We start from the raw sequence: 19755 nt of genomic DNA, 5'->3' as shown, positions 1-19755 counted from the left end.
TTAACTAATTACAGTATTGTTGATTATTAGCGGCGGAATTCTTCTTCAGTCACCACATCATAAGTGTGTGACTCAGCGTCATAGCGAATAATGACAACGCGGTCACCGCGCTTTATGTTTTCGGTTGAAGCGGCGCGAATTTGTAAGATCAAACCGGCACCACCATCTTCTAAAATAGCCTCTCCTCGATGCTCAGTTACATCACCGGAACGTACTGTTGCAAACTTGCCTATCAATTGGCTTACGCTTTTTGGGGAAGAGGATTTAGCTAATTTTTCACGTAATGGTTTTAGACATAAGGCAGTAAGATGAATTGAAATAAAGGCCGTGACCAATAACACGACGAAACCCACGAGGTAGCGTAGCAGGGTAATATCAATAAATCGGATAAACCAATGAACACTAAAATAGCTCAGTAGCCAACCAAATAGTGTAAATAGAGTGAGAATAATGGTGACTGGAATGCCTGCTAGCCCTAATTTTGTCAGCCATCCTGCAAAGCCTGTGGCATCAAAACCTCCGCTATCTACCGATGTATCGACATTAAATAAATCAATATCTAACAACCCAAAAGCAGCACAAACCCAATAAAACATGACAATAATCAGTAACCCGCTAAAAAGAACAGCGGGGAAGGCCAGACAGTTTTGTAGAAACAAACTCATAGTTGTTCTCGCTATAATATTTAGAGTTGTAACTTGGTGATGACTATAACCTTTAATTTGATCATATTAGATTTAATGATTATCAATATAGGACTAGTCTTTATTATCTGGCTGATTTTTATGAGTTATTCATGAAATATTTTCAATTTCATTAATGACTGATAAAAACAGGCTAGATAACGGTTATTTTGCCATTAATTGTTAATAAAAGATAATGAATCATAACAGCAATGTGTAAGATTATATTATAATTTATTGAAGCGGTAAGATTAAAAGAGTCTGAAAAATTAATTAATACAATAATGTTATTTTTTTGATTATATTTTTTCTAGCGATAAACAATGAAATGATTATTAAAAGGAAAAAAGTGAGATTAGCGGTGTGCTATGGACTCAAAAAACCAGTAAGCCGATCCATTTTCATGGTTAACTAGACGTTCGCCAATTCACATCAAGCATTGCTATTTTTACCTACAATTTGCCAATAGACCGATGGCGATCTTTCACTTAATTCGTATTATGAAAATAGTTTACCTATACGCCGCTATCAGTAGGTCATCACTGGGTCAGACTTACTTGATATCTCTGACATCTTCTATCGGAGTATCGTTGATAAAATAGCGATAAATGGCTGAACGATGAAAAAACGCCTCGTTCAGCCAAAATATCACTAACATCGGTATAGCTCTGAGATATTGAATCATCGTTACGTATACACCAAAAGGTGATAGAGGGCGCAAAATACTTCCATTTGAAATCATTCAGTGACATGGTTATTCTCCTCAGTAATGAGCAATAACGTCACATTAATGCACTTTTGCAATAAACTCCGTTGATCCCTAAATCTTAAAGTGACAATCTTAATTCCTTCACTTTTACAAATGATGCTTCGGTTTGCACTTTAACAACTGACATCGAATTATATTGTTCATAGTTGTATGGTTGTATACTTATGCTAAAGATATTATTTAGCGTTTTATAATCCGACAATAATCCAAATAGATAGACTTGAAAGTTGACTTCAATATTAAAAAAGCCAATCACATCATTTTTAAATTCATTTAGTTCGCTAATTTCAGGATCTCCAAAGAAAACTTCAGGTGTTGACATGATGTCTTCTAGAGTATGAACACAGTCTTTCAGGACACTTATTTGTAACAATAGACCATTAATGACATTAGATGAATCAAGTTGCATTTTAGATAATGATTCACGAGAACTCGATATGTCATTCATATTTATAAAATTGGATATTGATTTAAGTTCGTTAATCCAATTTTGGATTTGAGCTGATGAAAGCTCAATAATTTTTTCACATATAAGCATTGAGTTATTAATTGAGACAATTATTTTTTGGGCATAGAAGGGCAAGTTCCATTGTGCATTATTGTACTTGCCTATTATACCTAGATAATTAAACATTAGGCTTTTATAACTTAAAATGTTCATGTTTTTCACCATATGATTGAGTTAATTTTACTTCATGTTATTAACTTCCACTGCTATTTTCAGTGCTTACTTTTAATTAACATTAATTAAATCATAAGTATACTTTGTGGGGTTAATGACATATTCAATACCACTCATTTGTGATTTAATTATATCAGTATCTTTTAAGACGATCTTAACTTGGTTATTCGCACTTGATAAGAATAACTCTCTAACCTTATCACCACTGATAATCCCCATATTTAGATCATTAATAAGGCTCTCTATATCATTAGAGAGAAAACCCCATGCATTTGACATATCAAGTGAAGATTGAGCTGCTTGTGATATACACACTGCCAGTTGTGCATTTCCAGCTGAACATGCTTGAGCGACTCTAACCTCATTTTTCAAATTAGCATCCTCAACTAATAAGATCTCTTTTAATTTAAGGTCACCCTTAAGTTTTAATGTGGCACCTGTAATACCAGCAACACCCGTTGCTATTGCCACTCCCCCGCCTATCACCATGGTAATTGTTGCGCCTCCGGTAAAAAAGGAACTTGCAATCCCGACAACAATCGATATAAGCCCTCCCACAATACTTATCGCACCAAGTGTTATACCTACCTCATCAACAGCTATTTGTGTTTGTATATCGATTAATTTATTTCTATTTTGAGCTAGCGCACCGTTATCACCCAGTATAGCGGCGTTTAATTTATCAACAACACTATAGAAGCTCGATACACTATTATCTAACTTATGACTAAATTGTGACAAAAGCGTGCTAGTGATATGCGCCTCACTTGCATATGTTTTTGATTGATCTCTAATCGCACTTAAAATATTTAGCCAATCAGAAATACTTGTTCCCGCTGGAACTTGGGTTGCTATTGAATTATGCATGGTATAGTAAGCACTAATGCTAGAAATATTACTAATTATCATTGGTTGTATAGTATCAAGATAATAATTTGAATTTTCTTTTGCTATGCCTAATGCAGAATTGACATCTTGCTGTAAGTTAATTAATGATGGATTATTAGTGAAATTAACAAATGGCTGTTGCAGAACGGATCGGCAACTACTTTGTACAATCAAGTCAGAGCTGGATTGTTTTTTATTTGCATTATTGATGACTAAAGGTGATTGACTAAAGTTCATGATATACCTCATTGATTAAATGTGATGCTTTATTTCATATGATTTAATTAATCAGATGAAACAGAAAGCTTATTTAAATAATATCGGCGTTATCTTTTGCCATTATAATCACAGTCACTAATCAATTGATATTTTGAAAATATATGATAAGTGATGTTCTGTATTTAAAGATTAAAAGGACTGGTTTATCTGATAACCGATAAGTTCTGCTAAGGCCACTAATAATTTTAATGAGCCCTAGCAATAATAAACATATAGTTCATATTTAATTTAATCATGAATTATAATTATTTTTTTGTGATGAAGTTGGCAAAAAACTTAACAATCATTTATTCATGGTTATTTTGCTTTATTTATAATTCAAAATGAGTAAGAGACGGTCGTGTGTTCTAATCAAACAATTAATAAAATAGTGATGTAGTTAGTCATGTTTTATTGTTTAATCGTTAGGGCATTTTAAATGGTTGTTCCCTCATATGTGGATGATAACGCCTCTTTTTTATTAATATAACGGACTATTATCAATTTATTAAATGGCGATGACTTATGGCGTTATTTGATTATTTAAGCTAAATTTCGCCTGATTAAAAATGAGGCGATATTATAATTAACTGTATGTTTAAGTTATTCATAGGGATTAACGTCAACGAACTCAATCATTAATTTAAATTTATTTATTGGGATTAAAACGAAAAAACACCAATAAAAACAGTATGTAACATTAATGTTTGAGGTTTAATTAAAAACCAATACATCATTTTTAACGGTGACAATAATCAATTGATAAAGAAGATGAGATTGCCATTAATGAATATTTAATCAATCTATCTATTGATAGATTTGGAATATTTGTCTAGGCGCTGTTAAAAATAACAAGGCCAAATGTGAATGGGTGAATCTCTTTTTGAACATTAAAATGGGGTGTTTTACGGTATTCTGGTTCCCGATCCCGCTATTTAAAAAACTGAAACAACGAAAAGAGACACGATGTATTTAGCGCTGCTTCAGTTTTTTTAGTATAAGAAAAATAGTCTATTTTTGAATGTCATTAATCGCGTAAGTTTAAACAAGCAGCGCCTCTTGCTCCCCCTGAATCGCCATATCGCGCCTTTTCAATCGCAGGCAGATTAGCGATGCCATATAAGTATTGTGGAAGTACATCGGGTAATAACTGATAAATACCATCAAATTGAGATAAGCCACCACCAATCACGACTAAATCAGGATCAAGAACCGTTAATACTTGGCCTAAAAACATACCTAATAGATCAATATAACGTTCAACATGCTGTTTAGCGGCAACATCACCTTGCTGATAAAGCTGAATGATTTCGATGGCTGATTTTTTTTCACCAGTAAAAGAAGCATAAATTCGCTCAAAACCTGGGCCGGACAAATAGGTTTCAAAGCAAGCCTTCTTTCCACAACCACAAGTTATTTCAGGAACACTATCACCGAGGCGTCGAGCGCCTTGCAGTGAAATATTCATATGACCAATTTCACCTGCAATACCATTTTTTCCTGAAAGTACTTTACCTTGCGTAACGAAACCACCACCAACACCGGTGCCTAATATTAGGCCGAGTACGGTAGGATAACGAGTGAAATCGGGGGCCCAAGCTTCTGAAAGTGCAAAGCAGTTAGCATCATTTTCGACTTTGACTGGGCGCTGTAAGGTATTCGCTAAGTCCTGTATCAAAGGTTGGTACTGCGCTGCGGGAACGTTAGTGGTAAACACCGTTCCTTTGGCATGATTCACAATACCTGGCACGCCGACGCCTATTTTTCCATGACAAGCAAATTTTGCATCGGCCTCTTCAGTAAGACTTTGGAAGACATGTAAAAGAGCTTGATAATCTTCTTTAGGTGTCGGCACACGTTTTTGCCAAATAGGATTGAGTGACTCATCAAACACAGCAAGTTCAATTTTAGTACCGCCCATATCAAAGCCGTAATACATTTTGTTATCCCTTTGTGGTTAATTCATCATTAATACTACTGTATCTATTTGATAAATAATAAATGAATAGTGTGTGTTTGCCTAATTATACAAAAGTTCTTGATAGGGGGAATTAGCGTTTTGATCTTTATTTTTTACGGGGATTGAAATGCTAGGTGCGATGGATATGCTCATTTCTCTACGGTGAATGTGGAAGAGGCGTGTTCGAATCCGCCGTTTTCTCGCTTACCCATCAATGATGTTCTTCTTGTATGGACATACGTCATCACCAATAAGCCAAAAAGAACGATTTCTCTCGATTGAACTTTATTTGTTGTTAGCTGAATAACTTCATATTCTCCGTCGGTAACCCTATTAAGCAACTCACTGCTGCATTAACAGGATAAATACTCAATATGCAAAATAAAGAAGACGGTTTATCTGTGGCTATTTTCTAACGAAAACAAGTAGTTGATTCGTTGATGCGTTTTCTTTTTCACAAAAAGGTTGCATCATCATTTTAAATTTAATATTGTTATATTATAACATAACAAATGGTGTATTAAGATGAAAGACGGTATCCATCCACAATATCGAACTGTTGTATTTCACGACACAAGTGCTGATGCCTATTTTAAAGTAGGTTCGACGATTAAAACGGAAAAAGTCATTGAATTTGAAGGAGAAACCTATCCTTATGTCACGCTGGATGTCTCTTCACAATCACATCCGTTTTATACAGGTAAACAAAAAATGATTTCACAAGAAGGGAAAACGGCACAGTTCCAAAAACGTTTTGCTCGCTTCTTGTCAAAAGAGGAAAAATAATCATGAAGGTGTTGAGTTCATTAAAAACGGCGAAACAGCGCCATCCTGATTGTCAAATCGTACGTCGACGTGGCCGTGTCTATGTTATTTGTAAAACCAACCCACGTTTTAAAGCTGTCCAAGGTTGTAAGAAAAAACGCTGATTTGCCTTAAATGCCAGGGATGTTCACAACGGAATAAATCATCAATACGTTAATAAATTGGCGTAAAAGTCGATGGGAAATTTGAATAATGTGTTTATGGAAGAACAGTGAGTGGCTATTGAACTTGCTTCCGTTTTCCTGAACCATCGCGCAGTCCTGTGCCGCGATGGTTATTTTTTATCGATTAAAGGGGCTATATTGACTCTATCGTTGCAGTTTTCAAACTTGATTGGGCTGATATTCTTAGTAATATCATACTGATAAGACCTGCCGCTAATAAAATGATCAACAGCATATGCATGGACTGTACGCCAATCCAACCCATAATCCAGATATAAAGAGAAGCAAAGCTCAGTTGTGAAATACCGAGAATAGAACTGGCGATACCCGCTTTCCTTGAATAGGGTGAGAGCGCTTGGCTCATAATAATGCCAAATAACATTGAAAAGCCTACACCGCAAAAACCAAACACAACAAATAGCAGCGCAATATGTTCAATGCCTGATAAGTAGGACAGCAAAATCAGCGCATTGACTAAAAATAAACTGAGGGCAGTATAAATAAGAGATTGGCTCTTAAATAAAGAAATCAGCTTTGGCATGGAAAATGATGTTGCCATGCTCAGCATCGCCAGTAGTGTCATTGCCGTAGAAAATTGCCCCGTTGTAAAGCCTAAGTTACCCATCAAAATGATTGGGGAGACATTAACATAGGTTAAAATCACCGCAATACCGAAACAGGAAATGATCAAGCGAGTCAAAAAGAAGCTATTAAGAAAACGTTCCTCTGTGGCGGAGGTTGCTAGCGTGTCATTGTGCTGATTTTTATTGATGACCGGTTTGGTTTCTTTGATACCGATAAGGCAAAACAAAATACTGACGACCGCGTAGGCAGCCATAAAGTAAAACATCACTGACCAGTGGTAAAAGAGTAAAATGGCAAAACCGATAACAGGGGCAAGTACTGGCGCAATGCAAGTAATCCCATTCATCATCGCGAGTACCTTAGTACGTACTCTTGCCGATAATACATCGCGTAATATGGCGAAGGTGACTACATAGCAGAATCCCGCCCCAATTCCCTGTAAAAAACGAGCAATCAAAAAGAAATTAGCGGTAGTGGATGTGCCAGCCATGATGGATGAGGCCGCAAATATCATGGCACCCACCAGAACAACAGGTTTACGCCCAATATGATCGGCGCACCAGCCAGCAATTAACATTGTTGATGCCATCCCCGCGAGATAAATAGAGAAGGCCATATGCAACTGGCTTTCAGTTGCTTGTAGGTCTGCGGCGATGAGCGGAATACCTGTTAGATGCAGGTCGACACCTAAAGGATAAATTAACACTATCCAGAAACTAAAAAGAACATATTTGATCATAGGGCAAAGAGTATCCTGAGAAAAGCAGGTGGGGATTTTAATCAAAAGTGATCATTCATGATATTAATTAATAACAAAAAAGCATTTTTTATTGTTGTTTTGGAAAGAAAAGGCGACTCAATAGCCGGTTTTTTCGGTAGCAGACGGGCATATGGATAACGATTTAGAGCCAGTAAAGTAGAAGGTAAGTCAAATATTGAGTTTAGTGAGTCGTTCTAAGCCTGGCCGTATGGCAAGTATATTAGCGATATTACTAATCTTCTTATTATTAGTGAATAATTTCACTTGCACACTGGTTCATATTTTGTCAGCTTTAATGTACCTAATGAATTTCTAATTTCTGTGAATAAAGAAAGAAGGGATACAGGGGATCTCGAAATTTATTTGGGTAAAAATGTTTAAATGGACAGGGTGAACACAATGAAAAATGTAGGATTTGTCGGCTGGCGGGGCATGGTCGGTTCAGTTTTAATGCAAAGAATGGTAGAAGAAGGTGATTTTAACGCAATTCATCCTGTATTTTTTACCACTTCTCAGCATGGTGCAGAAGCTCCAGCGTATGGCGGTCATCGCGGTACACTACAAGATGCCAATGATATTGATGCATTAAAAGCGTTAGATATCATTATTAGTTGTCAAGGCGGTGATTATACCAATGATATCTATCCTAAATTGCGCGCGGCAGGTTGGGATGGCTATTGGATTGATGCTGCTTCAGCATTACGTATGAAAGATGATGCGATCATCATTCTTGATCCGGTCAACCAACAACATATCCAAGACGGTTTGAATAAAGGGATCAAAACCTTTGTTGGCGGTAACTGTACCGTCAGTCTAATGCTCATGTCATTAGGCGGCTTATTTACTCATAATTTAGTTGAATGGGCTTCTGTAGCAACTTATCAAGCCGCGTCAGGTGCTGGTGCACGTAACATGCGCGAATTATTGATACAAATGGGCGCTTTGCATACTCAAGTTGCTAAAGAGCTACAAGACCCAGCATCCGCTATCTTAGATATCGAGAAAAAAGTGACAGACTTTACACGCAGCGGCGCGATGCCAGCCGATGCGTTTGGGGTACCTTTAGCCGGTAGTTTGATCCCATGGATTGATAAAGCACTCGAAAATGGCCAAAGCCGCGAAGAATGGAAAGGCCAAGCAGAAACCAATAAAATTTTGGCGACAGGTAACAATATTATTCCTGTTGATGGGCTTTGTGTTCGTGTTGGTGCACTGCGTTGCCATAGCCAAGCATTCACACTAAAACTCAAAAAAGATATTGCACTTAATGAGATTGAGCAGCTACTGGCATCGCATAATGAGTGGGTCAAAGTCGTCCCTAATGATCGTGAAATCACTATGCGTGAACTTACCCCAGCGGCGGTAACAGGTACATTAAGTACACCTGTTGGTCGTCTTCGTAAATTGAATATGGGGCCTGAATACCTGTCAGCCTTCACTGTTGGTGACCAACTATTGTGGGGAGCAGCAGAGCCACTGCGTCGTATGTTAAATATTTTGCTGTAAATGCATTCAATTATCGCTGCACCTGAAACCTCAGCGTTGAGGTGCAGCTAGCTTATCTTTTCCGCAGATAATTTATTTAAATAGCGGTGTAACAACACCACTCTATTTGAATTTTCGTTGCGTTGTAATCGCTGCATAATGCGTTCGATATTGTATGGGGTTATTTTGTCGTGTTGTAGACGAAATACTAATACATTTAATGCGCGTTTTTTCGATGGATTATGTGAAAACTGCTTATATAGCATTAATAAAACTAACCAAATGCCATGTCTTATTTCGAAAAACTCAAGGGTCGACTTAAAGGGAAACTCACTTTTTTTGGCGAGTGCTAATCCATTTAATAAACGGTGCATTATTCGAGTCGTTGACGGCTTATTACCCTGAGCAAGTTGTAAAATACCCTGCTTAAATTGCCGATGTGCGAGCCTGAGTAGGTGCTGGTATCGTTTTTGCGGATTAGTAGGGTAGATCCACATAAACGCCGCCATAGCAACCAGAGGGCCGCAAACAATGGCTATTGCATTCCCGATACTTGTTGGTAACGAGAGAGAAAATGGGTAGCTTGGTTGCAGTAAAATCAATGACACCATGATGTAGTCAAAAGCGATAAAAATCAGTCGACTGTGAGCAAAAACTAAAATACCGCTAACGATAACAGGGATAATGAATAAGGCCATCTGCCACGATGAATTTGCAAAGGGCCATAGGAACCAAGTACAGAGTAATGCCGCAACAGCACCTAAAAATTGCCCCATAAAGACATTTTTCATAAACCTATCAGGGTAATCGAATGAGGCAAATATGGTTAACATCACGGAGAGCCCTAGAGTGAGATAAGCGAGTGTTTGCCATTGCGTAAGTGACCAAAGTACCCCAACCACTCCAATGGTGATAAATGAACGCGTGAAGGCATGCCATGCCGATATTTTGTCTTGATGTAGTTTTAACTTATCGATGCGGCTAACTCTTTTGATGGATGTGCCTTTAATGGCGTAATAAAGCGTGATTAAAAGACTTTTTAATGGACCGTTAGGGCAAAGGAACAGTAAATGTTTCCATTCTTTTTCTGAAGGCTCATGTTCAGGAAAAGGGAATGCTGCAATGGATCTAAATTGGGCGAGATGAAGTAATATTTGGCTTTGTGCTATTAATCGTTGTCGAGCCTGAACCACCTGTTTTCGATGGTAACGCCAACCAATACGATTTGCTTCAAGCAACTCATCATAACTGGCAATTTGTTGCCATAACGTGTCAATATCCTCTTGTTTAACCGACTCTTTTTTATTTAATGCATGATGCAAAACGGCATAAAATCGTTGGTCAATTTGATTTTTTAGCACGGTTGCTGGTGCTTGATCTCGCTTAGGGGTAAACAGGTAATTAAAAATAACGGCAGATAGCACACCGACCAGGATTGTCCAAAATCTATCCCATGCGACCATAAAAATATTATTGGTATCATGTACGCTAAGCATACTCACCATGACGGCTGAATAGCCTGCAAGTAGCGTACCATAGGCAACGAATCCTTTTTGTAATTGGCCAATGCCACTACATACGCCTAACCAGACGGCAAGGCCAAGGATAAACAAGAGGGGATGAAGCATATGCAGATAAATAAGCAATACGCCCGCGAGTACACCACTGACGGTGCCAGCAAAACGCCACCAACTCTTTTCGAGTAGGTTTTCACGCCAAGGTTGCGCCGATGCCCATACTGTCATTGCCGCCCACTGCGGATGAACGAGCTGAAAATATTGTGCGATAAATAGCGCAATAATGGAGGCACAAGCCGTAATTGTGGCAAAACGTAAACGATCTGGGCTAAACCCTAAACGCTGCAATAAGGCATTATTATGTGACATAAAGTATTGAATATGAGTAATATCTGCGTGTGAACAATAAGATTAGTTGATAATATCAACTAAATGGATAGCGAATTATCAACTAAATAGTTGACAAAATCAACTAATGAGGTGTTTATGCGTACAGACCAAGCTCGTGTTTTTGGGATCATCAGTCGTGCGGCTCACCGTTATATGAAATGGATGGGGGAGCCTTATGGGCTTAATGCCATCGAGTGTTTGATGTTACTTCATATTCAACAATATGATGAATCTACGCTTGAGCAAATATCGCGAGCGATGGTGATTGATAAGTCAGTCACCACGCGAGGGATCAGCAAGTTTCTCGAACAAAAGTGGGTGGAAAAGAAAAATAGTGATGTTGATAAACGTGCGTATCATATTTCGTTGACCCTTTTGGGAAACAAAGTGGTCGATGAGTTAAATCACAAATTAAACAAATGGAATGATTACTTGGCGGCTGATTTAACCGAGCAAAATGCACAACAGTTATTTGGCTTTTTAGACAGCCTAGCGAAGAATGCCGTAGAAATGACAGTTAAAGATTTTCCCGAACGATTCGGTGAAGATTAAGCACAATCACTCCCCCATGACATCACAGGGAGTGATTTATGTTTATTGTGGAGAGGATAACTCAGATGGTAATGTTTTCAAATTCAATAGATTACGATTTCCATCGATCATATTGATCTCTTTTTGTGGTTGGTAGCATTGGCGTAAGGGGGATAAACAGGCTTTCGCCGCTTTTTGTTGTATGCCTAACCAATCACTCATTAGCCAATAATTATTCGCTGTTGAGTATGGTTGATGTAGAACCTGCTCATTTAATTCAGGCCTAGTGGCATTGGGGCTGTACCATATAAATAGCGGAATTTCATAAGCTTCTCTGCGCGGGCTATTGACGCCATGGTGATAGTGTATTTGATTATCGCTATCTAACCGTTGTAAAGCGTGGTCAGAAAAATACATCACCGAAGCCGATTTTCCTTCCAGCTGCTGTAGAATTTTATCGATAAATTTATCGGTATAGGCGATAGAGCTGTCATAACAATTATCATCCTCTTGCTCACTGAATGCCTGATATTCTTCTTCAGGGAAGCGGTTACAGGATGGCTCATGGCTACCATAGGTGTGTAGTACTATCAGTTTTTTCTTTTTAGAATCATCCAGCTCAGTGTTTATCGCGTGCTCAACATAATCCAAAATTTCTTCATCGTAACCGACGAATTCATTCCATTTTTTGTGTTTGGCCATACTGGCAATGGAAGAAATGACACTGGTTTTTTTATTTGTCTTACCTTGATTACTAATCCAATAGGTTTCAAAACCAGCATGGTTAGCTAAGGCAATAATGTTATCTGCATAATGTTGCTTATCTTGCATTTGCGAAAAACTGATATTAGAAAGCGATACAGGAACCGATAAGATGGTGACTGGTGCAGGGGAGTAGGCTTGTTGAAACACTAACATTTGTTGTTTACGTCGATTGAGGTTCGGCGTGGTGTCGTATTCATAACCATAAAGGCTAAGGTGGTCACGACGTACTGATTCACCAATGATGAGCACATAAATATCGGCATCAGGTTGTTTTTTATCATATTGATATTTAACGACATGGCTAGATATTTTTCTAATACCTCGATTTTCATAGAGATTCCTAATCAGTGCCGAGGCGTTATAAAAAGGCGTATGGGAGAGGTATTGCTCCCCTAACAGTAGGTAGCTATCTTGTTTTGCGAATAATGCAGAATAATAGGCGGGAACTGCCGCAAGATAGACGCAGAATAGGCCAAAACTAGCTAAAGTGACCTTACGATTAAGGTATTTAGCACACTTATGAATACTGAGAAAATAAACAGTAAACACAACAAGATAAAACAGTACGTAGTATTTATTGTAGGAAAGCATACCGACTGTTTCACTGCTATTTGTATTGATAAAGGTTTCGGCTATTGATGAGGAAAAGCGGATGTCATGTTTTTGGTAAAAGAAAAAAGAAACCGAGAGATTGAGCGCCCATAAAAAGGCAACAAACACGGTGGCAATTTTACCCACTAGCGTTTTATAGTTCCCTGCGCACAGTAACATAATTAGGGTGCCAGTTACCGTAATAGCTAGCTTGGAAAGTAAACTAATATCACCACTCAATAATGCAGGGATAGCGGAGATCAGTAAAAAATAAACTAAAATGATAAATAAACGCATAATAATAATAGTGTTCTAGATACCTTGCTTAATAAAAATTCCAATAGGTATTACTTTTAGTTAATTAGGTATGTGTTAAGCGTTTATAACATAAAAAATGCGTGTGTAATTAATATTGAGGGGGTAAAAAACTGTAAACTAGCGTTATGTTAAGTCATAAAAAAAGAAAACCCCATGTTTTTACACGAGGTTTTCTGTTTTATAACATTTTTTATCGGCGGTAATTAAATATCAATATTCGCCGCTTTCAGAGCATTCTCTTCGATAAAGGCACGGCGTGGCTCAACAGCATCGCCCATTAATGTGGTAAACAGCAAGTCAGTGGCAATCGCATCTTTTACGGTCACACGCATCATACGGCGTGTATTTGGATCCATGGTTGTTTCCCACAGTTGCTCTGGGTTCATCTCACCAAGACCTTTATAGCGCTGTACAGAAAGTCCACGGCGAGATTCACGACTCAACCATGCTAATGCTTCTTCAAAGTTGTTGATATTCTGACGACGTTCGCCACGCTCGATGTAAGCGCCTTCTTCTACTAAATCGGCGATCATATCACCTAAATGCGTGATACGACGGTACTCACTGCCATGAACAAAGTCAAAGTCCAGATTATAGTCGGTATCGACACCGTGGGTGCGAATACGAATAGTCGGTTCAAACAACTGGCGTTCACGATTTTCTTTAATGAAATAGCTATAAGTACTACCAAGCTGTTCATTTTCTTCTAAACGTTGAACTAATGTTTTCGCCCACTCTTCAACTTGTTCTTTGTTTTTCAGCGCATCTTCTGTCAATGTTGAGTGATATACCAAACTATTCAGCAGAGCTTGTGGATAGAGGCGTTCAAGGCGGCGGATAATTTTATGCGCGGCATTGTATTCAACCACCAGTTTTTCTAGCTCTTCACCCTTCATTGCCGGTGCATCAGCACTTAAATGTAGAGCAGCACCATCAAGCGCAATCGAAATCAGGTACTCATCCATCGCTTCATCGTCTTTGATATACTGCTCTTGTTTGCCTTTCTTCACTTTATACAGTGGTGGCTGAGCGATATAAACATGACCGCGTTCAACAATCTCAGGCATTTGACGATAGAAGAAGGTTAATAACAGGGTACGTATGTGTGAACCATCAACGTCAGCATCCGTCATAATGATGATGCTGTGATAGCGTAGTTTATCTGGGTTGTATTCGTCACGACCAATACCACAACCTAATGCAGTGATTAGCGTAGCCACTTCTTGTGAAGACAACATCTTATCAAAACGCGCTTTTTCGACGTTCAGAATTTTACCTTTCAGAGGTAAAATCGCTTGGTTCTTACGGTTACGGCCTTGTTTTGCAGAGCCGCCCGCTGAGTCCCCTTCCACAAGGTAAAGTTCAGAAAGTGCAGGGTCACGTTCTTGGCAGTCTGCCAATTTACCCGGTAAACCCGCTAAATCTAATGCGCCTTTACGGCGAGTCATTTCACGTGCTTTACGAGCAGCTTCGCGAGCACGGGCCGCATCAATGATTTTACCCACAACGATTTTGGCATCATTTGGATTTTCCAAAAGATATTCGACAAAACGTTCGTTCATCATCGTTTCAACAGCGGTTTTAACTTCTGAAGAGACGAGTTTTTCTTTTGTTTGTGATGAGAACTTAGGATCAGGCACTTTTACAGAGATAACCGCGATCAAGCCTTCACGAGCATCATCACCCGTTGCACTGACTTTGGCTTTTTTCTGATAGCCTTCTTTATCCATATAGTTGTTCAGCGTACGTGTCATTGAAGCACGGAAGCCTGCAAGGTGAGTACCACCATCACGCTGAGGAATGTTGTTGGTGTAGCAATAAACATTCTCTTGGAAACCATCATTCCACTGCATGGCAATTTCAACACCAATGCCGTCTTTTTCAGTCGAGAAATAAAATACGGATGGGTGAATAGGGGTTTTGTTGCGGCTTAAATATTCAACAAAAGCTTTGATACCGCCTTCATAGTGGAAATGATCTTCTTTGCCATCACGTTTATCAATGAGTTTGATTGATACACCTGAGTTTAAGAATGATAGCTCACGCAGACGTTTCGCTAAAACATCGTATTCAAATTCAGTGACACCTTTAAAGGTATCCATACTTGGCCAGAAACGGACACGTGTTCCGGTTTGCTCCGTTTCACCAACCACGGTTAATGGGCCTTGTGGCTCACCATGGCTATAGGTTTGTTCGTGAACTTTACCATCACGGCGGATAGTCAGCTCTAATTTTTCGGATAAGGCGTTAACAACAGAAACCCCAACCCCGTGCAGACCGCCGGAGACTTTATAGGAGTTATCGTCAAATTTCCCGCCTGCATGCAGAACTGTCATGATAACTTCTGCTGCTGATACTCCCTCTTCCTCATGGATACCTGTTGGAATACCACGACCATCATCTTGAACAGAGACAGAGTTATCAGCATGGATTGTGATCACGATGTCGTCACAAAAGCCGGCGAGGGCTTCGTCGATAGCGTTGTCGACAACCTCGAAGACCATGTGATGAAGACCTGTACCATCGTCGGTATCACCGATATACATGCCTGGGCGCTTACGCACGGCATCCAGCCCTTTTAATACCTTGATACTTGAGGAGTCATATGTATTCGACATCAACGTTTCCCGCTATATTTATTCCTGTGGTTTAACTTCTATTTTGCCACGTTCTACGCTAAACATCTTGCTATTTACATCAATCATGTCTTTAACTTGCTCAGGTGTTATTGCGCTAACAAATACCTGAGCTTGCGTAGCCTTGAGTCGAGCCGCTAATAATTGACGACGGCCCGAATCAAGTTCCGAGGCAAAATCATCCAGTAGATACAGGCATCTTTGCCCGTTCTGTCGGGTGAAAAACTCACCCTGCGCTAACCTTAATGCGCACATTAAAAGTTTTATCTGACCGCGTGAAAGCATATCTTCCACAGGGGTTCCATTTGCCCTGATCCGTAAATCTGCTTTATGTGGCCCTGACGCGGTATAGGTTAACGCTTTATCGCGCTCAAATTGGCGCTCTAATAGCTCTGAATAATCGGTTTCTTTATCCCAACCGCGTTGAAAAGAGACCGATAAAACAAATTCAGGCAAAAACTGTTGGCAAGTTTGCTCAATATTCTCCGCAATACCTGCAATATATTCATCCCGCCATCGGCTAATTTGCTCTGCAAGGGGAGCTAACTGCTTATCCCAATGGCGTATTTGTTCATAATGGCTAACTTGCCGTAAAGCGGCATTACGTTGTTTTAATAATCGTTTTAAGTCTGACCAAACGGAAAAAAACAAGGGTTCATTATGAAAACACCCCCAATCGATAAAGGCTCGCCGATACTTAGGTCCACCATTTAGCAACGTAAACCCTTCAGGGGTAATTAATTGCATTGGCAGCAGTTTTGCCAGCTCTGCAATTTTATGACCATCTGTCCCGTCAATTCTGACTTTGCTGTCACCTTCACGATTTTTACTTAAACCGAGTGACAGCTCTTTGCGTGATTCATCAAGATGGCCTAATTTCCCATGTAGGATAAATTGCGCTTGTTCATGACGAATGACGCGGTTCGCTTGAATACTGCGAAATGCACGACCATGGCCTAACGTGTATATCGCTTCCAGTACACTGGTTTTACCGCTGCCATTAGGACCGATTAAAAAATTGAATCCATTAGCTAAAGTGAGATCGGCATCTTCAATATTACGAAAATCGCGGATCAATAAACGCGAAAGTATCATAAAAATAATTACAAGCGCATTGGCATGACGACATAAACCGCTGCGTTGCTGGCGGAGTCTTCAATTTGAACACTCGACACGGCATCGGTTAAAAACAGAGTGACATTTTCACTTTTCAGCGCATTGAGAACATCTAAGATGTAGCTCACGTTAAAACCGATTTCCATTTCTGTGCCTTGATAGCTCACATCAACAATCTCTTCCGCTTCTTCCTGCTCAGGGTTGTTCGCGGTAATGCGAAGTTGATTTTCACTGAAATACAAGCGAACACCACGGAACTTTTCATTGGATAGAATCGCTGCACGTGAGAACGCTTGTTTGAGTAAATCACAGCGAGCTTCTAATGTTTTGTCTGGGTTTTTCGGCAGTACACGGCGATAATCAGGGAACCGGCCATCAACGAGTTTTGACGTGAAAATAAAGTCACCGACATGCGCGCGAATATTATTGCTACCAATCTGTAATTGTACCGGAGAATCACCGCCATCTAACAGGCGCATTAATTCAATCACCCCTTTACGCGGCACAATGACTGAATGAGAAGGTAAGTCTTGTCCGATATCCATGGCACAGACAGCAAGGCGGTGACCATCGGTAGAAACGGTTCTTAAAAGTTGACCTTCTGTTTCAAATAGCATGCCGTTGAGGTAATAACGAACGTCTTGGTGTGCCATTGAAAACTGGGTTGCTTCAATTAAGCGCTTAAGGATTGACTGTGGAAGTGAAAACTCAACTTCACTTTGCCAATCATCTAAATTTGGGAAATCGGTCGCCGGTAAGGTTGACAGTGAAAAACGGCTACGTCCAGAGCGAACGAGCAATCTGTCGTCATCAAGTTCGACTCGAATTTCAGAACCTTCAGGTAGCCCACGCCAGATATCAAAAAACTTGCGTGCTGGAACGGTTGTTGCTCCAACGTCATGTTCCTGTGTTAAAGGAACATTGGCCATCATCTCCATTTCTAAGTCGGTTCCCGTCAATAGCAAAGCACCTTCTTTAACTTGTAAGAGAAGGTTGCCCAAAATAGGTAGCGTTGGACGCCCGCCTAATGGACCACTAACCTGTTGTAACGGTTTTAATAACTGCTCGCGTTCAATAGTAAATTTCATAGCAATTAAGATGATAAAGTTCTGATTAAATTAGAAAAATCCTCTTTGATGTCATGGCTTTCTTCCCGTAATTGTTCAATTTTACGGCAAGCATGCAATACCGTTGTATGATCACGGCCACCAAAGGCATCCCCGATTTCAGGCAAACTATGATTCGTCAGTTCTTTCGCCAGTGCCATTGCCATCTGACGCGGGCGAGCGACAGAACGGGAACGGCGTTTAGAAAGTAAATCTGCAACCTTTATTTTGTAATATTCAGCGACAGTTTTCTGAATGTTATCAATAGTTACCAGTTTTTCTTGTAGTGCTAGTAAATCTCGCAGCGCTTCACGTACAAAATCGATGGTGATGGCGCGGCCTGTAAAGTTTGCATTTGCAATAACACGGTTTAGCGCCCCTTCCAACTCACGAACGTTGGAACGTAAGCGTTTAGCGATAAAAAAGGCCACTTCTCCTGGAAGTTGGATCTCATTCTCATCGGCTTTTTTCATCAAAATCGCGACTCGAGTTTCTAGCTCTGGTGGCTCAATGGCGACAGTTAGCCCCCAGCCAAAACGCGATTTTAAACGATCTTCGACCCCGTTGATTTCTTTAGGGTAGCGATCGGAAGTTAAAATAATTTGTTGATTACCTTCTAGTAATGCGTTGAAGGTATGGAAAAATTCTTCCTGAGAACGCTCTTTGTTCGCAAAAAATTGGATGTCATCGATAAGCAATGCATCGACAGAACGGTAATAGCGTTTGAACTCTTCAATCGCATTGTTTTGTAAAGCTTTGACCATATCTTGAACAAAACGTTCAGAATGCATATACACCACGCGCGCATTTGCTTTGTGTTGCATGATGCTATTACCAACGGCGTGTAATAAGTGCGTTTTACCTAAACCCGTTCCCCCATAAAGAAATAAAGGGTTATAGGCTCCGCCGGGATTTTCAGCTACTTGCCTCGCAGCAGCGCGAGCGAGTTGGTTTGATTTACCCTCAACAAAGTTATCAAATGTGTGTTTTGGATTCACATTTGAGCGATAGGCGACATCAGGCTGTGCTTTGGTTGAGTTGTCCCAACTTGGTTTCACAGGTGCCGATGGAATGGCAATCGCAGGCACTTCATGAGCATGGCGAGATTGCGTACTCGCTGGAGGAGTCGTTATTGGTTTGCTCCCCACTTCAAAACGTAGTACTGGTGCATCAGTACCACAAAAGTCATTCAATAATTCATTGATATTATTGATGTACTTATCTCTTACCCAATCAAGGACAAAACGATTCGGGGCATAAAGTGCCAGTGTATTATCGTTTAATTCAGCTTGAAGAGGGCGTATCCACATACTGAATTCTGTGGCAGGTAGTTCATCCTGCAATCGGGCAAGACATTGCTGCCAAAGCGAAAGTGACACGGTGGACTCCCCTAAACAAGATCAATGAAACAAAAGAAGTACAGATTAAGCAAAGAATTTTTACTGGCGCTTTATACAAGTCCCAGCGAAGCTCATGTGATTCATTTTTACTCAACGTATTTTCCCGATCCTCAGATCGGAAATGTGACCGGAGATCATACCGTAAAATTGGCAAGAGATCTTCATTCTTTTACACAGTTTTTATGCTTTTTATCCACAGGTAAATGTGGTAAGACAATGCGGTTATAGGAGTAACGCGCACTTTGATCTCGATCCGCGACATTTTTTCCACAAAGCTGGGGATAACTTTAGACGATTTATGGAAAATATTCTCTAAGGATCAAAAA

The 19755-nt window shown here is 39.7% G+C and carries 15 protein-coding genes; 4 read left to right on the top strand and 11 right to left on the bottom strand.

The features are described 5' to 3' along the window. Positions 1 to 26 precede the first annotated feature (26 nt). The 4 genes from M1F03_RS00075 to nagK all read right to left on the bottom strand — a co-directional run bounded on the left by M1F03_RS00075 (position 27) and on the right by nagK (position 5219). Positions 27 to 665, bottom strand: a complete 639-nt coding sequence (locus M1F03_RS00075) for an OB-fold-containig protein (protein WP_251464821.1) — start codon at positions 663 to 665, stop codon at positions 27 to 29. Positions 666 to 1510: 845 nt separating this feature from the next. Further along, positions 1511 to 2113: a hypothetical protein gene (locus tag M1F03_RS00070; protein ID WP_251464820.1), complete on the bottom strand. Its 603-nt coding sequence runs from the start codon at positions 2111 to 2113 to the stop codon at positions 1511 to 1513. A gap of 72 nt (positions 2114 to 2185) precedes the next feature. Then, positions 2186 to 3259, bottom strand: a complete 1074-nt coding sequence (locus M1F03_RS00065; RefSeq protein ID WP_230085790.1) for an HBL/NHE enterotoxin family protein — start codon at positions 3257 to 3259, stop codon at positions 2186 to 2188. Positions 3260 to 4307: 1048 nt separating this feature from the next. Further along, complete coding sequence (gene nagK, locus M1F03_RS00060; RefSeq protein ID WP_154623491.1) at positions 4308 to 5219, bottom strand: N-acetylglucosamine kinase; 912 nt, start codon at positions 5217 to 5219, stop codon at positions 4308 to 4310. Between the two features lie 546 nt (positions 5220 to 5765). On the opposite strand from nagK, the gene M1F03_RS00055 reads away from it, so the two are divergent. Both M1F03_RS00055 and ykgO read left to right on the top strand, forming a co-directional pair. Beyond that, positions 5766 to 6026, top strand: coding sequence for a type B 50S ribosomal protein L31 (locus M1F03_RS00055; protein ID WP_154623492.1), 261 nt, complete (start codon positions 5766 to 5768; stop codon positions 6024 to 6026). 2 nt (positions 6027 to 6028) lie between these two features. Then, the gene (ykgO, locus tag M1F03_RS00050) at positions 6029 to 6169 is read left to right on the top strand and encodes a type B 50S ribosomal protein L36 (protein WP_154623493.1); all 141 of its coding nucleotides are present in this window, start codon (positions 6029 to 6031) and stop codon (positions 6167 to 6169) included. Between the two features lie 193 nt (positions 6170 to 6362). Here ykgO and M1F03_RS00045 read toward each other — a convergent pair whose 3' ends face one another. Next, positions 6363 to 7553 (bottom strand): MdtL family multidrug efflux MFS transporter, encoded by a 1191-nt coding sequence (locus M1F03_RS00045; RefSeq protein ID WP_251464819.1) that lies wholly within the window; start codon positions 7551 to 7553, stop codon positions 6363 to 6365. Positions 7554 to 7973: 420 nt separating this feature from the next. On the opposite strand from M1F03_RS00045, the gene asd reads away from it, so the two are divergent. Continuing rightward, positions 7974 to 9080: an aspartate-semialdehyde dehydrogenase gene (gene asd / locus M1F03_RS00040; RefSeq protein ID WP_154623495.1), complete on the top strand. Its 1107-nt coding sequence runs from the start codon at positions 7974 to 7976 to the stop codon at positions 9078 to 9080. Between the two features lie 47 nt (positions 9081 to 9127). On the opposite strand, the gene M1F03_RS00035 is transcribed toward asd, so the two are convergent. Then, entirely contained in the window at positions 9128 to 10945 is a 1818-nt protein-coding gene (locus M1F03_RS00035) for an FUSC family protein (protein ID WP_247047432.1), read from the bottom strand. Positions 10946 to 11062: 117 nt separating this feature from the next. Between M1F03_RS00035 and M1F03_RS00030 the strand changes: the two genes are divergently transcribed. Next, positions 11063 to 11518, top strand: a complete 456-nt coding sequence (locus tag M1F03_RS00030) for a MarR family winged helix-turn-helix transcriptional regulator (RefSeq protein WP_154623497.1) — start codon at positions 11063 to 11065, stop codon at positions 11516 to 11518. A 42-nt stretch (positions 11519 to 11560) separates the two neighbouring features. Here the strand turns inward: M1F03_RS00030 and M1F03_RS00025 are convergent, their stop codons facing one another. From M1F03_RS00025 to dnaA, 5 genes are all read right to left on the bottom strand, one after another. Beyond that, the gene (locus tag M1F03_RS00025) at positions 11561 to 13150 is read right to left on the bottom strand and encodes a phosphoethanolamine transferase (RefSeq protein WP_251464818.1); all 1590 of its coding nucleotides are present in this window, start codon (positions 13148 to 13150) and stop codon (positions 11561 to 11563) included. 224 nt (positions 13151 to 13374) lie between these two features. Next, the gene (gene gyrB / locus M1F03_RS00020) at positions 13375 to 15789 is read right to left on the bottom strand and encodes a DNA topoisomerase (ATP-hydrolyzing) subunit B (RefSeq protein ID WP_154623499.1); all 2415 of its coding nucleotides are present in this window, start codon (positions 15787 to 15789) and stop codon (positions 13375 to 13377) included. 18 nt (positions 15790 to 15807) lie between these two features. Then, on the bottom strand, positions 15808 to 16902 hold the full coding sequence (gene recF, locus M1F03_RS00015; protein WP_251464817.1) for a DNA replication/repair protein RecF: 1095 nt from the start codon (positions 16900 to 16902) through the stop codon (positions 15808 to 15810). 8 nt (positions 16903 to 16910) lie between these two features. After that, positions 16911 to 18011, bottom strand: a complete 1101-nt coding sequence (gene dnaN, locus M1F03_RS00010) for a DNA polymerase III subunit beta (RefSeq protein WP_154623501.1) — start codon at positions 18009 to 18011, stop codon at positions 16911 to 16913. A gap of 5 nt (positions 18012 to 18016) precedes the next feature. Continuing rightward, positions 18017 to 19408, bottom strand: a complete 1392-nt coding sequence (gene dnaA / locus M1F03_RS00005) for a chromosomal replication initiator protein DnaA (RefSeq protein WP_163860443.1) — start codon at positions 19406 to 19408, stop codon at positions 18017 to 18019. Between the last annotated feature and the right edge of the window lie 347 nt (positions 19409 to 19755).

The organism is Providencia sp. PROV080 (genome assembly GCF_033688105.1).
Lineage (GTDB): Bacteria > Pseudomonadota > Gammaproteobacteria > Enterobacterales > Enterobacteriaceae > Providencia > Providencia zhejiangensis.
The sequence above is the reverse complement of the archived record's forward strand: the minus strand, read 5'-3'. Positions and strand labels throughout refer to the sequence as shown.